This is a genomic window from Bacillus sp. bc15, assembly GCF_900142585.1.
Classification (GTDB): Bacteria; Bacillota; Bacilli; order Bacillales; family Bacillaceae_G; genus Bacillus_A; species Bacillus_A cereus.
Map to the genome: position 1 here is coordinate 684,261 of NZ_FRBJ01000001.1, position 21,433 is coordinate 705,693.

Here is a 21,433-nt window from a genome sequence, read left to right on the forward strand (position 1 = left end):
AATGGGAGACGTTATTGATATATATGGTTTATCACCTTTGCAAAAAGGAATACTGTTTCATACTTTATACGATCAAGATGATGAACATTCTTTTTCCTATATTGTACAAGTAGGTTTCTTGCTCGGGGGGCAATTGGATGTTGATATTTTTGAAAAGGCTTGGGAATATGTTATTAATCGACATGAGGTTTTACGTTCAGTATTTGTGTGGGAGGAAGTAGAAAAGCCATTACAAGCGGTTTACCAACGTCTTCCTTTTACTATTCATCAAGAGGATTGGAGCACCCATCCACATGAGGAAAGGGCGAAGAAATTACAACAGTTTTTGAATGTAGATCGTAGAAAAGGATTTTTATTGGATGAAGCACCATTGATGAGAGTCACTGCGATTAAAGAAGCAAAAGAGGAAACGAGAATTATCTGGACACATCATCATATTTTGCTAGACGGATGGAGTGTGTCATTGGTCTTTAGTGAAGTGATGGAAGTTTATCTCAAGATGATAAAGGGAAAATTGTTGAATCTTCCTAAATCTCTTCCTTATAAAAAATATATTCAATGGATAAATAAACAAGATCAAAGTCAAGCAGAGGAATTTTGGAAAGAAGAATTAAAAGGGTTCTATGCACCTACTCCATTAGCAATGGAAAGAAAGGATCAAGGACAAGAGAAGGGTTATGGAGAGTGTGCTTATCAAGTATCTGAGGAACTTACTGAGAGTTTACAAAAGTGGGTACGAAATAATCGATTAACGTTGAATACGTTAGTACAAGGTGCATGGGCTTATTTGATGAGTAGGTATAGCGGTGACAGTGACGTCGTATTTGGCGTAACTAGCGCTGGACGTCCTACTGATTTAATAGGAGCAGAGAATATGGTGGGGCTATTTATTAACACATTACCTACCAGAATTCGATTAACGGATAATACATCAGTAGTAGATTGGCTTCGTAAAATACAAATGAAAGAAATGGAACGAAGACAGTATGAGTATAATTCGTTGATAGATATTCAAGGCTGGAGTGAGGTTCCGCGAAATTGCTCCTTATTTCATACCTTGTATGTGTTTGAAAATTATCCAATTCAAGGTGAGAGAAATGATGATTTAAGATTACTAGATGTTAAAAGCACGGAACAAACAAATTATCCTTTAACACTCATTGTAATGCCCGGTAAGAAAATTACTTTAAAGTTGATGTATGATCGAAGCTATTTTAATGAAGAAGCAATAAATCGGATTCAGAATCACTTATTGCAAATATTAATTCAGATGACGAAGAGCCTAGATTCAAAACTATTTGAAATTACTCATTTAACAGAAGAAGAACAAATACAGTTACTAGAGGAATGGAATCATACTCAAGTTAATTATTCGGCTGAAGGCATGATTCATACGATGTTTGAGGAGCAAGTAAAAAAAACACCGGAAGCAATCGCGGCTAGTTACGAAAATGAACAAATTACCTATAAAGAGTTGGAGAAGCGTGCAAATCAGTTAGCTCATTATTTACAAAAGCATGGTGTAGGCCCAGAGTCTCTAGTTGGGGTATATATGGAACGTTCATTACAAATGATGATAGCGTTATTAGGTATTCTAAAATCAGGAGCAGCGTATGTTCCACTTGACCCTACTTATCCAGAGAGTCGACTTCGATATATATTAGAGGATGCTGGAATCGAAGTACTAGTGACGGAAGAGAATTCTAAAAATTTGTTTGTATCTGAAAATATAGAAACGATTTGTATGAATAAAGATTACACTGCAATTGAAAAAGAAGAAACAACCCCATGTATAAGTGGTGTAACAGGAGAAAATTTAGCGTATGTTATGTATACTTCAGGATCTACAGGGAATCCAAAGGGAGTAATGATTGAGCATCATTCAGTAATTAATTATCTAGAATGGATGCAACATAAATATCCGCTTTCTGAAAAAGATGTGGTCTTGCAGAAAACGCCATTCTCATTTGATGTCTCTGTTTGGGAATTGTTTTGGGGCATTCACGTTGGTGCAAGTGTATCTTTCCTACCTCCAGGTGGAGAAAAAGATCCTTCTATTATAGCTGAAGTGATTAAACAACATCAGGTTACTATAGTTCAATTTGTACCTTCGATGTTATCTGTTTTCTTAGATTACTTCAATCATATTGAATTGAACATGAATTGTTCGTCCGTACGCCATGTATTTTCTGGTGGAGAAGAACTAAGTTCAGGGTTAGTTAGACGTTTTCAACAGAAATGGGATTATAGTGGACAAGTGAAATTAACCAACTTTTATGGGCCAACTGAAGCCACTATTTATGTGAATGCATTTGATATTCAGCCTAATCAAGAATTTGTTTCTATTGGGAAGCCAATACAGAACACGCAATTATATGTATTAGACCAAAATCAACGCTTGCAATCAATAGGAACTGAAGGTGAGTTATATATTGGTGGTGTTGGTTTAGCGCGTGGATACTTAAATCGTCAGAATCTTACTGCTGAAAAATTCATTTCGCACCCATTTCAATTGGGGGAACGACTATATCGAACAGGAGATTCAGTAAGATATCTAAATGATGGAAATATAGAATTTATAGGTAGAATGGATCATCAAGTCAAAATGCGTGGTTTTAGGATTGAACTAGGAGAAATTGAAGCAACTTTAGAAAAATGTTCGTTTATTAAAGAGGCTGTCGTATTAGTTAGAGAAGATCGTCCAGGTGATCAACGATTGGTTGCATATGTAATAAGCGATGGAAATACCGAAGAGTGGAGAGAGTATTTACAAAACCAATTACCGAATCATATGATTCCAGCGCACTTTATAGAGTTAGAACATTTCCCGCTTACTCCGAATGGGAAAATTGACCGAAAGGCCTTGCCAGCACCTGATGAGCAAGCTATTGAAGATTTAAATGTGCTACCTCGGACGCCATCGGAAGAGCTTATTGCCTCGGTTTGGAGTCAAGTGTTAGGAACAGAAAATATTGGCATTCAGGATTCCTTCTTTGAACGTGGTGGGCACTCACTACTTGCTACTCAAATCGTCTCTCGATTGCAAGAACTGTTCCAAATTAAAATTCCATTACGTGAACTTTTCAAGCACGATACAGTGGAAGCATTGGCGAAACGAGTGGATCAGTTACGAAAGGAAGATAAAAAACGAAAGGTTGCTCCTCTTGTACCTATGAAACGAGAAGAAGTTATCCCACTTTCCTATGCGCAGAAACGTCTATGGTTTATTGATCAATTAATGCCAAATAGTGCTATGTACAATATTCATGCAGCGTGTCGCTTAACAGGTAAATGGTCAATTGAAGCATTGGAGGTCGGATGGAATCAATTGTTGGAGCGTCATGAATCATTAAGGACGACAATTCTAGAACAAGAGGGTGAACCTTTTCAACAGGTTCAATCTCATGTGTTCAGGCATATTCCTCAAACGAATCTAACAGATCTTTCTTTGGAAGATAGGGAAAGAGAAATGAAACGCCTTATTCAAAACGAGGCGGAGGAACCATTTCATTTTGGACAAGGTCCTCTGATTCGAACACGAATATTAAAAGTGGACAGGGAAGAATGGGTTCTCATTTGTACGATGCATCATATTATTTCAGATGGATGGTCAATGGGAATCTTACTTGAAGAATGGATGGCTTTTTATGAAGGAGCACTAACCGGAAAACCAGTGGAATTGAAGGAGTTATCTATCCAATATGCAGATTTTGTCATGTGGCAGAAGGAATGGCAAAAAGAGGAGAGTTTGAATCAGCATCTTCAATATTGGAAGGAAGAATTATCTGGGGAACTACCGGTTTTACAATTACCGATGGATCGTCCTCGACCTGCAGTTCAAACCCATCGTGGTGCAAGTCAGTCCTTAATAGTGGCGAATTCCTTACAGGAAAAGCTCAAAGATTTAAGTTTGCAAGAAGGATGCACTTTATTTATGACATTGATGGCAGCGTATCAAAGCTTCCTTTCTCGTTATACAGGACAGGACGACATTATAGTTGGAAGCCCAATCGCTAATCGAAATGTGAAAGAGATTGAGGGATTAATAGGATTCTTTGCAAATACGTTAGTTTATCGAGCTGATTTCAGTGGAAATCCGACGTTCCAAGAACTATTGTCGCAGGTAAGAAAAAAAGCGCTAAAAGCATTCGAGTATCAGGACATCCCATTTGAGAAAGTGGTAGAATCCGTAAAACCTGAACGGAATACAAGTCATTCACCAATATTCCAAACTATGTTTACTTTACAGAATACGAAACAAGAATTTCTTCAGCTATCTGAAAGACAAATGGAACTCATGAAAAGCCATGCTTCTGTTGCCAAATTTGATTTGAGTTTATTTGCTTCTGAGACGGAAGAAGGATTATCACTAACCTTTGAATATAATACTGATTTGTTTAATGATACAACCATTGAACGTATGGCAAGTCATTTTAAACATTGGTTAAATCAAATTGTCTCTCATCCAAAATGTATACTATCAGAACTGAATATGTTATCGAAAGTAGAATATAAGCAACTACTAGAGGAATGGAATGAATCAGCCGTTATAGATATAGAAGATAGTACGATTCATACAATGTTTGAAGAACAAGTGGAAAAAACACCAGAAGCAATTGCAGTAGTGTGCGAAGATGAAGAACTAACATATCGAGAGTTGGACGAACGCTCAAATCAGTTGGCACATTATTTACAAAAAAATGGTGTAACATGCGAATCATTAGTTGGGATTTGCGTTACACGTTCATCCGAGATGATTGTCGGTCTCTTAGGAATTATGAAGGCGGGAGGAGCATATGTCCCAATTGATCCAGCGTATCCGGAAAGTCGACTGCAGTACATTTTAGAAGATGCTCAAATAAAGGTACTGGTGACACAGGAAAAGTTACAACAAAAAATGGTTATACCTACATTCGTCAACGTCATTTGTATTGATCGTAATCGAGCAGAAATAGAACAGGAAGTTACTACGGTATGCACGAGTGAAGTGACGGGCGATAACTTAGCCTATATTATCTATACTTCAGGTTCCACTGGAAATCCAAAGGGAGTAATGATTGAGCACAGGAATACAGTAACAATGATTCATTGGGCGTATCACACGTATTCTCGAAAGGAATTAGCGGGAGTATTAGCTTCAACTTCACTATCTTTTGATTTATCCGTTTTTGAAGTATTTGTTCCCTTAACGATGGGTGGTAAGGTGATTGTCGCTGAAAATGCTCTACATCTAGACAAGTTGTCTACCAAAGGTGTGACTTTGGTTAATACTGTGCCATCGGCAGCAAAGGAACTGGTTCGAGCAAAAACAATTCCTTCTTCAGTAAAGGTAATAAATTTGGCTGGAGAACCGTTACCATATCCGCTTGTTCAAGATTTATACGAGAGAAGTACGATTGAGAAGGTGTTCAACTTATATGGACCGTCTGAAGATACTACGTATTCCACGTATATGGAATTAGAAAAGGGTGTCATGCATAGGGTACCACCAATCGGTAAACCAATCTTCAATACAGAAGTATATGTATTGAGTGCTGAACAAAAAATGGTTCCAATTGGTGTAGTTGGTGAGCTATACATTGGTGGATCAGGGTTAGCACGTGGATATTTAAAACGCCCTGACTTAACGAAAAATCGATTTATACCGCATCCGTTTAAAGAAGACGAGCGAGTATACCGGACTGGAGATCTAGTAAGGTATTTGCCGGATGGAAATTTGGAGTATGTTGGAAGAATTGATCATCAGGTGAAAATTCGTGGATTCCGGATTGAACTAGGAGAAATCGAGGCGGTATTACAAAAGCATACATTAGTTAGCGAAGCTATTGTGATGGTGCGGGAAGATTATCCTGGCGATCCACGTTTGATCGCCTATGTTGTAGGAGACGGGGATGCTCAAAAGTGGCGTGATTATCTCAAGGATCAACTACCAAATTATATGATTCCAGCCTATTTTGTTGGATTAAATGCATTTCCACTCACTCCTAATGGGAAAATTGATAGGAAGGCCTTACCAGCACCAGAGAGACAGGAGATAGCAAGTGGTTATATTGCTCCTCGTACGTCTACGGAAAAAACAATTGTTTCGATATGGCATGAAGTTTTAGGTATGGAAAACATCGGAATTCAGGATTCGTTTTTTGAAATTGGTGGACATTCATTACTTGCTACGCAAGCTGTTTCCAATCTTAAAGAGGCTTTTGGAATCGAGATACCATTGCATGATTTATTTATGTTTCATACGGTGCAGCAATTGGCAGAACAGATTGATCAATTGCTCTATAACAAAAATCAAGAAATGCAGAATGATAGTAAAGAGAATGTAAGTCTTCAAGACTATATTCAAAAAGAAGCAGAAGTGAGTAATGATGAAGAATTACTGGAACTACTTAAGCAATTAGAGGAGCTATCAGAGGAAGAAGCACAAGGGATATTCGAGAGTAATTTGATTGAGGAAGGGGTAAAAAAATGAGAAGTGATTTACTTGCAAAGCTGAGTTCACTTTCTCCTGAGAAGAGAGCATGGCTTCAGAAGCAAATGCAAAAAAAGGAGAATAAAGAAGCACTCCCGTTGTCTTATGCGCAACAACGTTTGTGGTTTATGGACAGATTTAACCCAAACAGTTCTTTATATAATATTCCAACAGTATGGCATCTAAAAGGAAATTGGATACCTGAAGCATTAGAGAAGGGATTCAATCGACTCATTGAACGTCATGAATCATTACGAACTGTTTTTAAAGAAGTAGGAGAACAGCCTGTGCAACAAATTCTCGAATTTCTTCCTAGAGCATTACCTGTAAGGGATTACTCTCAACTTCCTCTAAAAGTAAAAGAAAAAGAGGTAGATAGTTTAATTGCGAGAGAAGCGCAAGAACCATTTGATTTAATGAATGGTCCTTTAATTCGTAATCAGCTTGTTCAATTAGAGAAGGATGAATGGTTATTACTGTGTACGATGCATCATATTATTTCTGATGCTTGGTCCATTGGTATATTCATGAATGAATTACTTGCTTTCTATGAAGAAGAAATGGGTGGAAATCCTGCTAAATTAAGTTCATTATCCATTCAATATGCAGACTTTGCGAAGTGGCAAAAGGAGTGGTTGCAAGGTGATGTGCTAAATCGTCAGCTTACGTATTGGCAGGAAGAATTGTCTGGTGAACTTCCTATCTTACAACTGCCAGTGGATCGACCTCGACCGGTTAAGCAGACTTACTCTGGGGCTACGCATCATGTAATTTTTCCTTATAAATTGCTTAGTCAATTGAAGGATATAAGCCGACAAGAAGGATCTACTTTATTTATGACTTTAATGGCCGCATACCAGAGCTTTCTTGCTCGTTATACAGGACAAAAAGATATTCTAGTTGGTAGCCCGATTGCAAATCGGAACCATAAGGGAGTAGAAGGATTAATTGGTTTCTTTGTTAATACGTTGGTTTATCGATCAGATTTGAGTGGCACCCCTACCTTTCGGGAGATTTTGAACCAAACAAAGAAAAAGGCGTTAAAAGCTTACGAATATCAAGATATACCATTTGAAAAAGTGGTAGAAGCTGTGCAACCTGAACGAAGCATGAGTCATTCCCCTATATTTCAGACCATGTTTACGCTACAGAATATAAAACAAGAACGACTAGATTTGCCTGATAGAAGTATTGAAATGGTAGAAAGTAATATGTCTATTGCTAAATTTGATTTGAGCTTAACTGCCTATGAAGTGGAAGAAGGTCTATTCGTCTCATTTGAATACAACACGGATTTATTTGATAGTAGTACCATTGCACGTATGGCAGGACATTTTGAGAACTGGCTAAATGAAATCACGTATCATCCAGATGAATCATATACAAAGCTGTCAATGTTATCGGATACTGAGCAAAAACAACTCCTAGAAGAATGGAATGATACGGACGTAGTTTATGGTCATGATTGTATGATTCACGAGCTATTTGAGCAACAAGTTGCACGGACACCTGATGCAGTGGCGGTAGTTTATGAGGGTGGAAAGCTAACGTATCAAGAACTAAATGAAAAATCGAATCAATTGGCACATTTTCTACAAAAACGAGGTATCGGACCTGAATCATTGGTTGGTATATGTATTGAACGTTCTCCTGATATGATTATCGGTCTCTTTGGGATTTTGAAGGCAGGTGGGGCTTATGTCCCACTGGACCCAAGTTATCCCGAAAACCGCCTGAGATACATTTTGGAGAATTCACAAATTCAAGTGCTGTTAACAAAAGAGGCACTACAGGACTGGTTACCTAAAGATATTCAAGCAATTTGTTTAGATCGGGATCAAGTAATGATTTCTAAAGAGAGTAATTTAGCTCCGGTGAGTGGAGTAACAGCAAATAACTTAGCCTATATTATATACACTTCGGGTTCGACAGGAAATCCAAAGGGGGTAATGATTGAACATCATTCTGTTATAAATCGCCTACAGTGGATGCAGAAAAAATACCCATTGTCTGAGGAGGATACAATCCTACAAAAGACACCGTTTTCGTTTGATGTTTCTGTCTGGGAATTATTTTGGTGGTCATTTGTAGGAGCACGTGTTTGTTTACTTCCACCAGGAGGAGAGAAAGATCCTGCGGTGATTGAGGAGTATATTGAACGATACCGTGTGTCCACCATGCATTTTGTTCCGTCGATGTTATCTACTTTCTTAGATTATATGGAATTATATAATTCGAAAAGGGATGTATCGTCTTTAATTCAAGTTTTTACTAGTGGAGAAGCGTTAAACACTGAACAGGTTCGCCGGTTTAAGGGGATCTTTTACAATGCTCAGCAAACAAAGTTAATTAACTTGTATGGTCCTACTGAAGCAACTGTGGATGTGACTTATTACGATTGTGATTTAGAAAAAGAACCAATGCTTATTCCGATTGGTCGTCCGATTGATAATACAGAGTTGTATGTGTTAGATCAATATCAACAAGTGGTCCCGATTGGTGTGGCAGGGGAACTTTACCTTGGAGGAGTAGGATTAGCACGTGGCTACTTCAATCGACCGGATTTAACTACTGAACGTTTTATTCCGCATCCCTTTAAGGACGGGGAACGATTATATCGAACGGGTGACTTGGTTAGATATATAAATGATCGTAACTTAGAATATATTGGAAGAATAGATAACCAAGTTAAAATTAGAGGATTCCGAATTGAATTGGGAGAAATAGAAGCAGCTTTACATGATCACTCATCTGTAAAAGAGGCAGTCGTGTTGGTGAAGGAAGATCGACCAGGAGATAAGCAGTTAGTAGCTTATGTAGTGGGTGAAGGGGATACTGGGGAGTGGCGTGAATATCTCAAGAAGCAATTACCACATTATATGGTTCCGGCATACTTTTTCCAAATTGAAGGTATGCCACTTACTCCAAATGGTAAAGTGAATCGGAAAGCATTATTGGAATTAGAAGAACAGTTCATAAGTGAAGATATTACTTCATCACGAACACCAGTGGAGGAGCTCATCGTTTCCGTTTGGAGCCAAGTGTTAGGAATAAAAAATATTAGTGTTCAGGATTCCTTTTTTGAAATCGGTGGTCATTCACTACTAGCTACTCAAGTAGTGTCACGTTTACAGGGAATTTTTCAAATCGAATTACCAGTACGTGAACTATTTGAATATACAACGGTGGAGTCACTGGCAAAGCGATTAGAACAGTTACGTAAAGGAGATAAAAAACGAGAGATTCCGCCACTAATACCAATGAAACGAGGAGAAGCTATTCCACTATCTTATGCCCAACAACGTTTATGGTTTATTGATCAATTTACACCTAATAGTGCCCTTTACAATATGCCAATGGTATGCCGTCTTACAGGGAATTGGCTACTTGAAGCATTGGAAACGGGATGGAATCAACTAATAGAACGTCATGAATCACTGCGGACGGTCTTTCAAGAAGTGAATGGTCAACCCGTACAGCAAATTGAACCGTATGCTTTTCAATCAATTCCGAAAACGGATTTAACTATGCTTTCTTCTGAAGATCAAGAAGAAGAAGTTAAACGTTTAATTCAACAAGAAACAGAAGTGCCATTTGATTTAACAGAGGGTCCATTAATCAGGACAAGTATTTTGCACGTGGGAGAGGAAGAATGGATACTCCTTTGTACTCTACATCATATCGTTTCAGATGGATGGTCAATGGGAATCCTACTTGAAGAATGGATGGCATTTTATGAGAAAGCAACGGATGGAAAGGTAGCGGAACTTGAACCATTACCGGTTCAATATTCCGACTTTGCTCAGTGGCAAAAAGGATGGCTAAAGGAGGAGGTGCTTGATCAACAACTCCAATATTGGAGGGAAGAATTGTCTGGGGAGCTTCCTGTACTCCAACTTCCTGTGGATCGCCCGCGTCCCGCAATACAAACTCATCACGGGTCGACATACACTATGGTTCTGCCAAGCACGCTACATGATAAATTGAATGAACTTAGTCGAAAAGAAGGGGCTACGCTCTTCATGACGCTTTTAGCTGCATATCAAAGTTTTCTATCTCGTTATACGGGACAAGAAGATATTCTGGTCGGAAGCCCAATTGCGAATCGGAATTATAGAGAAATTGAAGGACTAATTGGTTTCTTCGTTAACACGCTGGTTTATCGAGCTAATTTGAGTGGTAGACCGACATTTCAAGATGTACTGTATCAGGTTCGTCAAAAGGCATTGAAGGCGTATGAATATCAAGATATTCCATTTGAAAAAATTGTAGAAGTTGTGCAACCGGAGCGAAGTACAAGTCATTCGCCAATCTTCCAGACTATGTTCATCTTGCAAAATATGAAACAAGAGTTACCGGTGTTATCTAGTAGAAGTATTGAAATGATAGAAAGCCATAGTCCAATTGCAAAGTTTGATTTAAGTGTAATGGCAGTTGAGACGGAAGAGGGATTACTTTTTACTTTTGAGTACAATAAGGATTTATTCAATGCTACTACTATTGAACGGATGGCAGGACACTTTGAGAAATGGCTACATGAAGTTTCTCATCGCCCACAAAATCCGTTGCATGACCTGAGCATGCTATCAGAACCCGAACGTACTTTGTTATTAGAAACATGGAATGACACTGTAATGGAAATGTCTCATCAGGGTCTTATTTGCGACAGATTTGAGGAGCAAGTAGCAAGGCGTCCGGATGCGATTGCGGTAGTTGATCAAACAAAACAGTGGACTTATGGTGAACTGGATACACAAGCAAATCAGTTGGCAAATGTTTTACGGCGAAAGGGAGTAGCCCCAGAGTCAGTGGTAGGAGTTTATCTTCCGAGGTCAGCTGAGCTAATGGCAAGTTTACTAGGCATTTTAAAAGCTGGTGGAGCTTATGTTGTTTTAGATCCGTTATATCCAAAATCAAGGTTAGAATACATGATTGAAGATGCAGGAATTCAATTTGTAGTGACGGCGGAAGGACAAGAAGGACATTTCGCACACGTCGAAATGGTGAGGTTAGAAGAACTAACAGTGGAAAGCGTAATCGCACCTACACGTCAAATAAATCCAGAGAACTTAGCCTATATTGTTTATACCTCTGGTTCTACAGGAAAACCGAAGGGTGTCATGGTTGAAAATCGCTCATTAATGAATATGGTTTCTTGGCATCAAGAAGTTTATCATATTTCAGCAGAGGATCGTGCGACTCAGATTGCAGGGGTTGCTTTTGATTCGGCTGTCCAGGAGATTTGGCCGTATCTAACTGCTGGCGCAGCACTCTACTTGTCAACAGAGGAACTGAGAATTAATCCAGAAGCACTAAGGGACTGGCTCATTGATTCACGAATAACAGCTAGTTTTGCACCTACGCCTATTCTGGAAAGACTCTTGAAATTATCTTGGCCAGATAAAACGGATCTTCGTTTTATCATTACTGGTGGGGATCAATTAACGCAGTATCCATCTAGCGATATTCCTTTTGCGGTAATTAATCAGTATGGTCCATCGGAAAATACCGTTGTTACCACAGATTGTTACGTACCTGTAGGGGTGACAACAGGTACGCCATCTATTGGTCGACCGATTGCAAATACAGAAGTTTATGTGTTAGATTCTCATCTTCAGCTAGTACCAATTGGTGTAATTGGAGATCTCTATATTGGAGGGAAGAGTCTTGCACGTGGATATGCTAATCGTCCGGATCTTACAAAGGAAAAATTTATTCCACATCCTTTCAAGTCAGGAGAACGTCTCTATTATACAGGAGACAAAGCAAGTTATCTTTCTGATGGTAATCTCCAGTTCCATGGACGTATAGATGACCAAGTAAAAATTCGTGGTTTCCGGATTGAATTGGGAGAAATAGAAGCTGTTTTGCAGGCACATTCTTCTGTGAAAGAAGCAGTTGTATTGGTACGAGAGGATAATCAAGGTGATAAGAGATTAGTAGCTTATGTAGTTGGTGAAGGAAGTGTCCATGAATGGCGAGAACATCTACAAACACATTTACCAAATTACATGGTTCCAACAAACTTTATTGAGATGGAATTTTTATCACTTACACCGAATGGAAAGCTTGATTTGAAGGCATTGCCTATACTTAGTGAACAATCCGCTGAAAATACTGTATACCCAAGAACTCCGCTGGAAGAACTTATTGCTTCAGTGTGGAGTCAAGTGCTAGGAATAAGAGACATTGATGTTCAGGATTCATTCTTTGAGCTCGGTGGTCACTCTCTACTTGCTACACAAGTGGTCTCACGCTTACAGGAAGTCTTTCAAATCAAATTGCCAGTACGTGAACTGTTCGAATATTCAACGGTCGAAGCATTATCGAAACGAATAGATCAGTTACGTAAGGGGAGCGAAAAACGAGAAATTCCACCATTGATGCCGATGGAACGAGGGGGAAATATTCCACTGTCTTATGCCCAACAGCGCTTATGGTTTATTGATCAATTTGCACCTAATAGTGCACTTTATAATATGCCAATGGCATGCCGTCTTACAGGGAATTGGTTACCTGAGGCATTGGAGTTGGGATGGAATCAGTTGATAGAGCGTCATGAATCTTTGCGGACTGTATTTTATGAAGAGGATGGCCATCCTATGCAGCAGATTCAACCGTACGTTTTCCGTCCGCTTCTGCAAATGGACTTAACTAAGCTTTCATTAGAGGAGCGAGAAAGAAAGTTGGAGCAATGGATTCAAACTGAAGTCGAATCTCCATTTGATTTAGAAAAAGGGCCATTGTTCCGTGGGAAACTCATAAGAATTTCAGAAGAAGAATGGGTTCTTCTGTGTAATATGCATCATATTATCTCAGATGGATGGTCGATGGAAATCTTGCTTCAAGAATGGATGGCATTTTATGAGAATACGATTGGTGAAAAACAAGCAGAGCTGGAACCACTACCAGTTCAATATGCCGATTTTGCTCAGTGGCAAAGAGAATGGTTGAAAGATGAAGTACTATATCAACAACTTGCGTATTGGAAGGAAGAATTATCCGGTGAGTTACCAGTCTTAATGTTGCCAATGGATCGTCCGCGTCCGCCAGTGCAAACCCACCATGGATTAACTCATAATGTTTTGTTATCGCGCTCATTACTGGATAAATTAAACGAACTAAGTCGTCAAGAAGGGGCCACACTTTTCATGACCTTATTGGCATCGTATCAAAGTTTCCTTGCTCGTTATACGGGACAAACGGATATTATTGTTGGCAGCCCAATTGCAAATCGAAATTATCGAGAAATTGAAGGGCTGATTGGTTTCTTTGTCAATACATTGGTTTATCGCGCTGATTTAAGTAATGCACCGGCATTTCAAGAGTTGTTGTCTCAAGTGCGGATAAAAGCATTGAAGGCGTATGAGTATCAAGATGTTCCGTTTGAGAAAATTGTAGAGGTTATCCAACCTGAACGAAATATAAGCCATTCTCCGATTTTCCAAACCATGTTTACTTTGCAAAATACGGGACAGAAGCTACCAGAACTACATGGAAGAAATATAGAAGTAATGGAAAGTAATGCTCCTATCGCTAAGTTTGATTTAAGTTTAACTGCTGCAGAAGTGGAAGAGGGTTTATTACTTACTTTTGTTTATAGAACTGATTTATTTGACAGCTTAACTATTGAATCCATGGCTGAACATTTTGGGAACTGGTTGAATGTAATCGTGGAGAATCCTGATAAATCATTAGCTAAGTTGCCTATATTGTCAGGATTACAGCAAAAACAGTTGGAGGAGTGGAATAATGATGCTGTAGCATATCCACAGGAAAGTACAATTCATCAGCTGTTTAAAGAGCAAGTAAATCGTACACCTGATGCGGTAGCAGTGGTAGATGAAAAACAGCAGTTAACGTATCGAGAGCTGAATGAAAAAGCTAATCAATTGGCCCACTATCTTCAGCAATGCGGGATTGGGAATGAATCATTGGTTGGACTTTACTTTGAGCGTTCAGTTGAGATGATTGTTAGTATTATGGGGATTTGGAAGGCTGGAGCAGCCTATGTTCCATTAGACCCATCATATCCAGAAAGTCGTCTACGATATATTTTGGAGGACACTGGAATTCAAGTATTAGTTACGAACGAGTCATTGGAAGACTGGATACCTAAAGAAATCAAGATAGTTTGTCTAGATAGGGATCAAGCAATGATTTCACAAGAAAGCATTCTTTCACCAAAATGTGAAGTAACAGGAGAAAACTTAGCGTATGTTATCTATACTTCAGGATCAACGGGGAATCCAAAGGGTGTCTTGATACAGCATCATTCTGTACTAAACTTGTCGCATGGTTTACAAAAAGAAGTTTTCGAACATGAGATACCATCTAACATGCATGTCGGTTTAAATGCGTCAATTGCCTTTGATGCATCTATCCAGCAATTACAAATGCTGCTTTATGGTTCAAGTTTGTATATTATTCCGAATGAAGTACGAAGTGATCCGGAGCAGTTTGTAGCTTATATTAGGGAGAACAAGTTAGAAATCTTTGATATAACACCTTCATTGCTTCAATTACTTATAGATGCCGGATTGTTAGAAACGTGCGATGGCGTTCATGTTCCAAGTAAGGTACTGGTTGGTGGTGAAGCAATTATGCCGTCATTATGGGAACAGCTAGTAGAGACTGATAAAATACAGTTTTATAATGTATATGGTCCTACAGAATGTACGGTTGATGCAACATACTATCATATCAAAAAAGATAGTAAGAGAGTAACAATTGGGCGTCCATTGCCTAACGTCCAAACTTATGTATTAGATAGTAATAGGTTGCCAGTTCCAGTTGGTGTGATGGGGGAACTTTATATCGGAGGAGCAGGTCTAGCAAAGGGGTACTTGAATCGTCCAGAGTTAACATCCGAACGATTTATTTCTCATCCATTCAAAGAAGGCGAGAGGTTATATAGAACAGGCGATCTTGTGAGATATCTTCCTGATGGTAATATAGACTACTTAGGAAGAATGGATAATCAAGTGAAGATTAGAGGATTTCGAATCGAACTTGGGGAGATTGAGTCGACTTTACAAGAGCATGACTTGGTAAAAGAGGTAGTTGTAATAGTTAGGGAAAATCAGTCGGGAGATAAGAGGTTAGTAGCTTATGTAGTGGGCGAAGGTAGTGTAGAAGAATGGCGAGAGTATCTTAAAACAAAACTGCCAATCCATATGATACCTTCCTACTTTGTCGAAATGAAAGAATTCCCGCTAACCATAAATGGAAAGGTTGATCGGAAATCGTTACCTATACCAGATTATCAAGGAACACAAGAAGGCTACGCGGCCCCAAGAAATGAACGTGAACATAAGCTTTCTATGATTTGGGAACGTGTGCTAGGTTCAAAACGTATTGGTATTTATGATAACTTTTTTGAAATTGGTGGAGATTCAATTCTTAGCATTCAGATTGTCTCTCGCGCAAAGCAAGCTGGTTTACAGTTGACACCAAAACAACTATTTGAACACCAAACGATTGCTGAGTTGGCGCAAGTAGTCAAAGAAGAACAAGGTGTACAAGCTGAACAAGGAATTATAACTGGAGAGACGATACTTACACCTATTCAGCAAAGGTTTTTTGCACAAAATCATCCTAATCCACATCATTGGAATCAATCCATGTTCTTTAGAACGAAAGAAAAATTGGACATAGGATCACTGGAAAAGGCGGCAGGTAACCTTCTACTTCATCATGATGCCCTGCGTTTAAGATATGAACGTTTACCTAATGGGACTTGGGAACAGTGGAATGAAGGAATTGAAGAACAATTGATGCTGACTGTCATTTCATTAGACGAAGTGCCGGAAGCGGATTGGCATGAAGTTATTCAAAAAGAGATTAATGTTGCACAAGAAAGATTGAATTTACATGATGGTCCTTTAATGAGAATGGTGTATTTTGATGAAGGTGAGGAGACTGGCCGATTATTTTGGACAATTCATCACTTAGCCGTGGATGGTGTTTCTTGGCGAATTTTATTGGAAGATTTGCAAACAGCATATACGCAAGCGGTCCAAGGGCAAAAAATTCAATTACCTATGAAGAGTACATCTTTTAAAGAATGGTCGGAGAAATTACATCATTACGCTGAAACTGGAATATCAAAAGAAGTGCTACATTACTGGGAGCAGCAGGTTGAACAAGACGTAGTTATACTGCCAGTAGATGGTACTATAAGTAATCCAGTAAGCGCAGTAACTGAGGAAATTACTGTGGTGTTAAACGAGAATGAGACCCGTATGTTATTGCAAGAGACTTTAAGCACTCACCGTGTCAAAATCAATGAAGTATTATTAGCAGCATTGGTACAAGCTACAGCAGCATGTACGGGACAGCCGATATTAAGCGTAGATTTAGAGGGACATGGTCGAGAAGAGATTATTGAAGATGTTGATTTATCGAGAACCGTGGGATGGTTTACAAGTATTTACCCAGTTCATTTAAATATTACTAATGCTAATACGCCAATTGCAGCATTAAAAGCAGTTAAAGAACAAGTTCGCAAAATTCCTAATAAGGGTGTTGATTATGGGGTGTTGCGTTACATGAACGCAACAATGTGTGAGCCATTAAGCTCCCAATATACACCGTCTATTAGTTTTAACTATCTTGGACAATTTGACCAAATGTTTTCTAGCGATGCAATGTTTATTCCAGAGAACGAATTTAAGCGTTTAGATCATGCTGCCGGTTCCAAGCGATCGCATGTAATTGATGTAATTGGGGTTGTAACGGATGGAAAACTTCAGTTCACTTGGGTATACAATGTTGGACAATTTGCCAAATCAACGATTCAAAGTATTGCACAGAATATGCTATATCAACTGAGTAGATTGATTCAATCTTCAGATAGAGAATCTGCACTGACCATTTCGGATTTTGCAATGGCTAATCTTAGCCAAGAAGGTTTGACAAATGTACTAAACAAAATGCATCGTGGAAAGAACAATCAGATTACTGATTTATATCCACTATCACCTTTGCAAGAAGGTATGATTTTCCACACATTGCATGATCAAGGGGATGAACATGTTGCACCGTATATAGTGCAATTGAGTTTTATGATTCAAGGGGAAATGGATATTCCTACTTTTGAGCAGGCGTGGAAATCTGTAATTCAGCGGCATGAAATTTTTCGTACAGCATTTGTATGGGACGAAATTGAAAAACCTGTACAAGTGGTGTATGAAAATATCCCATTTAAAGTGAACAAAGAAGACTGGCGTACAATGACAAGTGAAGAGATAGCGGAAAAAAGAAAAGTCTTTTTGGCATTAGATCGAAAACAAGCCTTCCAATTTGATGAAGCACCATTGATGCGGGTAACAGTCATTCAAGAAGGTGAGGAAGAATATCGGATTGTTTGGACCCATCACCATATTTTACTGGATGGATGGAGTTTACCATTGGTCTTTAATGAATTACTTACAGTCTATCAGAAGAGAATGAATGGAGAAGCTGTGAAGTTACCTAAGTCCTCACCATATAAGAAATATATCCAATGGTTAAGAGAACAAGATAAGGAGCAGGCGGAACAATTCTGGAGAGAGAAGCTAAAAGGTTTTACTGCGCCAACTTTGCTGGGCTTAGAAAGTAAAGAGGAAGAAAAAGGTTACACAGAGAAGGTTACGTATTTATCAGAAGAGCAGACTCAAGCGTTACAAGGATGGGCGAAACGCAATAAACTTACTTTGAGTACAGTAATTCAAGGGGCATGGGCATATCTCATGAGCCGATATAGTGGAGAAAATGACATTGTTTTTGGTGTAACAAGCTCAGGGCGTTCTACGGAGATTATTGATGTTGAAAACATCGTAGGTCCTTTCATTACAACGTCACCGACGCGAATTCAATTGATGGATGATATAAAATTAATAGATTGGTTGCAGAAGATACAAGAGGAAGAGATAGAAAGAAGACAATATGAGTATGCTTCTTTGACAGAGATTCAGGGGTGGAGTGAAGTTCCTAGAGGAATACCGCTGTTCAATAGTTTATATGTGTTTGAAAATTATCCAGTGAAAGAGGAGTCTTCAGAAAATCTGGAAATTGGTGAATTGGAAGGGGTAGAACAAACCCACTACCCATTAGGGTTAGCTGTAGTTCCAGGAATCCAGTTATCGTTAAAGTTAATGTATGACCGTAGTAAGTTTAATAGAGTAACCATTGAACGAATGCTGGGTCATTTACACCAAGTGTTAATGCAAATGCTCAAAAACATTGATCAAAATCTATCGGAGCTAGTATATATTACGGAAGCTGAACAAAGAAAGCTATTGGAAGAATGGAATAATAATACTATATCCTATCCACGTCAAAATGTAATTCATCAACTATTCGAAGAGCAAGTAAATCGTACACCTGACGCGTTGGCAGTAGTAGATGAAAAACAGCAACTAACATATCGAGAGCTGAATGAAAGAGCTAATCAATTAGCCCATCATTTACAGAAATGTGGAATTGGGACAGAGTCATTAGTTGGCCTCTGCTTTGATCGATCAGTTGAGATGATTGTTGGTCTCATGGGAATTTGGAAGGCTGGAGCAGCCTATGTTCCATTGGATCCATCGAATCCAGAAAGCCGCCTGCAATATATTTTACAAGACACGGGAATTAAAGTTTTAGTTACAAATGAGGTATTACTAGGATGGATACCTAAAGACATCAAGACAGTTTGCCTAGATAGGGACCAAGCAATGCTTTCTCAAGAAAGCAAACTTTCACCAATATGTGAGGTAACAGGGGAAAACTTAGCGTATGTTATCTATACTTCTGGTTCGACAGGGAATCCAAAGGGGGCTTTAGTACAGCACCATTCTGTAATAAACCTATCCTATGGTTTACAAAAAGAAGTTTTCTCACATGACATACCTAGTAATATGCGCGTCGGTTTGAATGCGTCAATTGCCTTTGATGTATCTATTCAGCAATTACAAATGTTGCTTTATGGTTCAAGTTTATATATTATCCCAAGTGAAGTTCGCACTAATCCGGAACAATTTGTGTCCTATATTAGGGAGAATAAATTGGAAATGTTTGATATGACACCTTCATTACTTCAATTACTTATAGATGGAGGATTGCTAGAAATAAGTGCTGATGTTCATGTACCAAGTAAGATATTAGTCGGTGGTGAAGCAATTATGCCGTCATTATGGGAACAGCTAGTAGAGACAGAAAAAATTGATTTTTATAATGTATACGGTCCTACAGAATGTACGGTTGATGCAACATGCTATCATATCAAAAAAGATAGTAAGAGAGTAACAATTGGCCGTCCGTTGCCGAACGTTCAAACTTATGTATTAGATAAAAATTTGTTACCTGTTCCAGTTGGTGTAACAGGTGAGCTATATATTGGGGGTGCAGGTATAGCGAGAGGATACTTGAATCGCCCAGAATTAACAGCAGAGCGATTCATCCGTCATCCATTTAATGAAGAAGAACGTTTATATCGTACGGGAGATTTGGTTCGTTATTTACCTGATGGTAATTTAGATTACTTGAGAAGAATTGATAATCAAGTGAAAATTAGGGGCTTTCGTATTGAACTTGAAGAGATTGAAGCGAGTATAGAGAGGCATCCATTGGTAAAAGAAGCAGTAGTTTTGGTAACAGAGGATAAATTAGGAGAGCAGAGATTGGTTGCTTATGTAGTTGGAGATGTTAGTATGCATGAGTGGCGTGAGTATCTCAAGACACAAGTACCAAATTATATGGTTCCCGCTCACTTTATTAAGGTAGACGAGATTCCTCTTACAACAAATGGCAAAGTTGATCGAAAGGCATTGAACAATTTAACTATTCATAGAGAAAATAACTTCTCTACACCAATCATTCCAAGGGATGAAATTGAATATCAGTTGATTAAAATCTGGCAGGATGTGTTACAGATAGAAGATGTTTATGTAAATGATGATTTCTTTAATAGAGGAGGACACTCTCTCCTTGTAATTAAATTAGTTTCAAAAATTAGGGAGAAGTTTGGAAAAGAGATTAAGGTGTCTACATTGATTAAGAATCCAACAGTGGAAGGAATCGCATGCCTTATTCGTGATAAGCATGATATGACGAAATCAGTAGCAGCGCTAGTTTCACTACAAGAATCAGAGAAAAGACCTTTCTTCTGCGTTCATCCGTTTATGGGGAATGTATTCTGTTACATTCAACTAGCAAGATTGCTTAAGAGCCATTGTTCATTTTATGGTTTACAGAATCCTCTTATAGAAAAGAAAGAAATTGACGAGTTAACTTTGCCGGAAGTAATTCAACTTTACATCGAAGAAATAAAACGTGTTCAGCCAGAAGGTCCATATCGTCTTGGAGGATGGTCTTTAGGCGGTGCGATTGCTTATGAAATCGCAACTGTACTAAGGAGTCAAGGTGAGGAAGTTGAGTTGTTGATACTAATGGATACTAAAGTACCTTCAGAGCAGGACTATAAAACAACGGAGGATATGCTCTCATATATATATGAGCATTTCATTCCTAGAGATTTTACTGAGCAGGAAGAAGGCCTCTTCCATAAACAAGATATGCTTGTAGAGCGATTAATTATGGAAGGAGTACTCCCGCCTGATGCAGATCTTATCAATTTGAAGCAAGTTATCAATGCTCATAGGAAATGCCTGAATATAATGGCAGAGCATGATTTAATACCATACTCTGGAGAAGTTCTCTACTTTAGTGCTGAGGAAGGAAAAGAGTTGTTTACAGATTGGGGACCTTTATTAAAAGGAAGAGTAAATAAGTATTCTGTCCCTGGATCACATGAGGAAATAGTAGACTTCCCCGCAGTTGAAAAGATAGCTAAGTACCTATTAAATGAATTTGAAGAGATAAAAGAAACATCCCTTTCATTAACTGAAAAGTAGAGAGCGCAAAAGATGCAACGCAATGAACGAAAAGGGGAGACCAATACCTGCATGCATATCAAGTGTAGGGAATAATGAATAT

At 38.6% G+C, this 21,433-nt stretch carries 2 protein-coding genes; both read left to right on the forward strand.

Annotated elements, in window-relative coordinates:
- The first annotated feature begins 1 nt into the window (after position 1).
- On the forward strand, positions 2–6,472 hold the full coding sequence (locus BUA87_RS03510; protein WP_072938439.1) for a non-ribosomal peptide synthetase: 6,471 nt from the start codon (positions 2–4) through the stop codon (positions 6,470–6,472).
- Entirely contained in the window at positions 6,469–21,351 is a 14,883-nt protein-coding gene (locus BUA87_RS03515) for a non-ribosomal peptide synthetase (protein ID WP_072938442.1), read from the forward strand. Before BUA87_RS03510 ends, BUA87_RS03515 begins: the two co-directional genes overlap by 4 nt.
- The last annotated feature ends 82 nt before the right edge of the window (positions 21,352–21,433 follow it).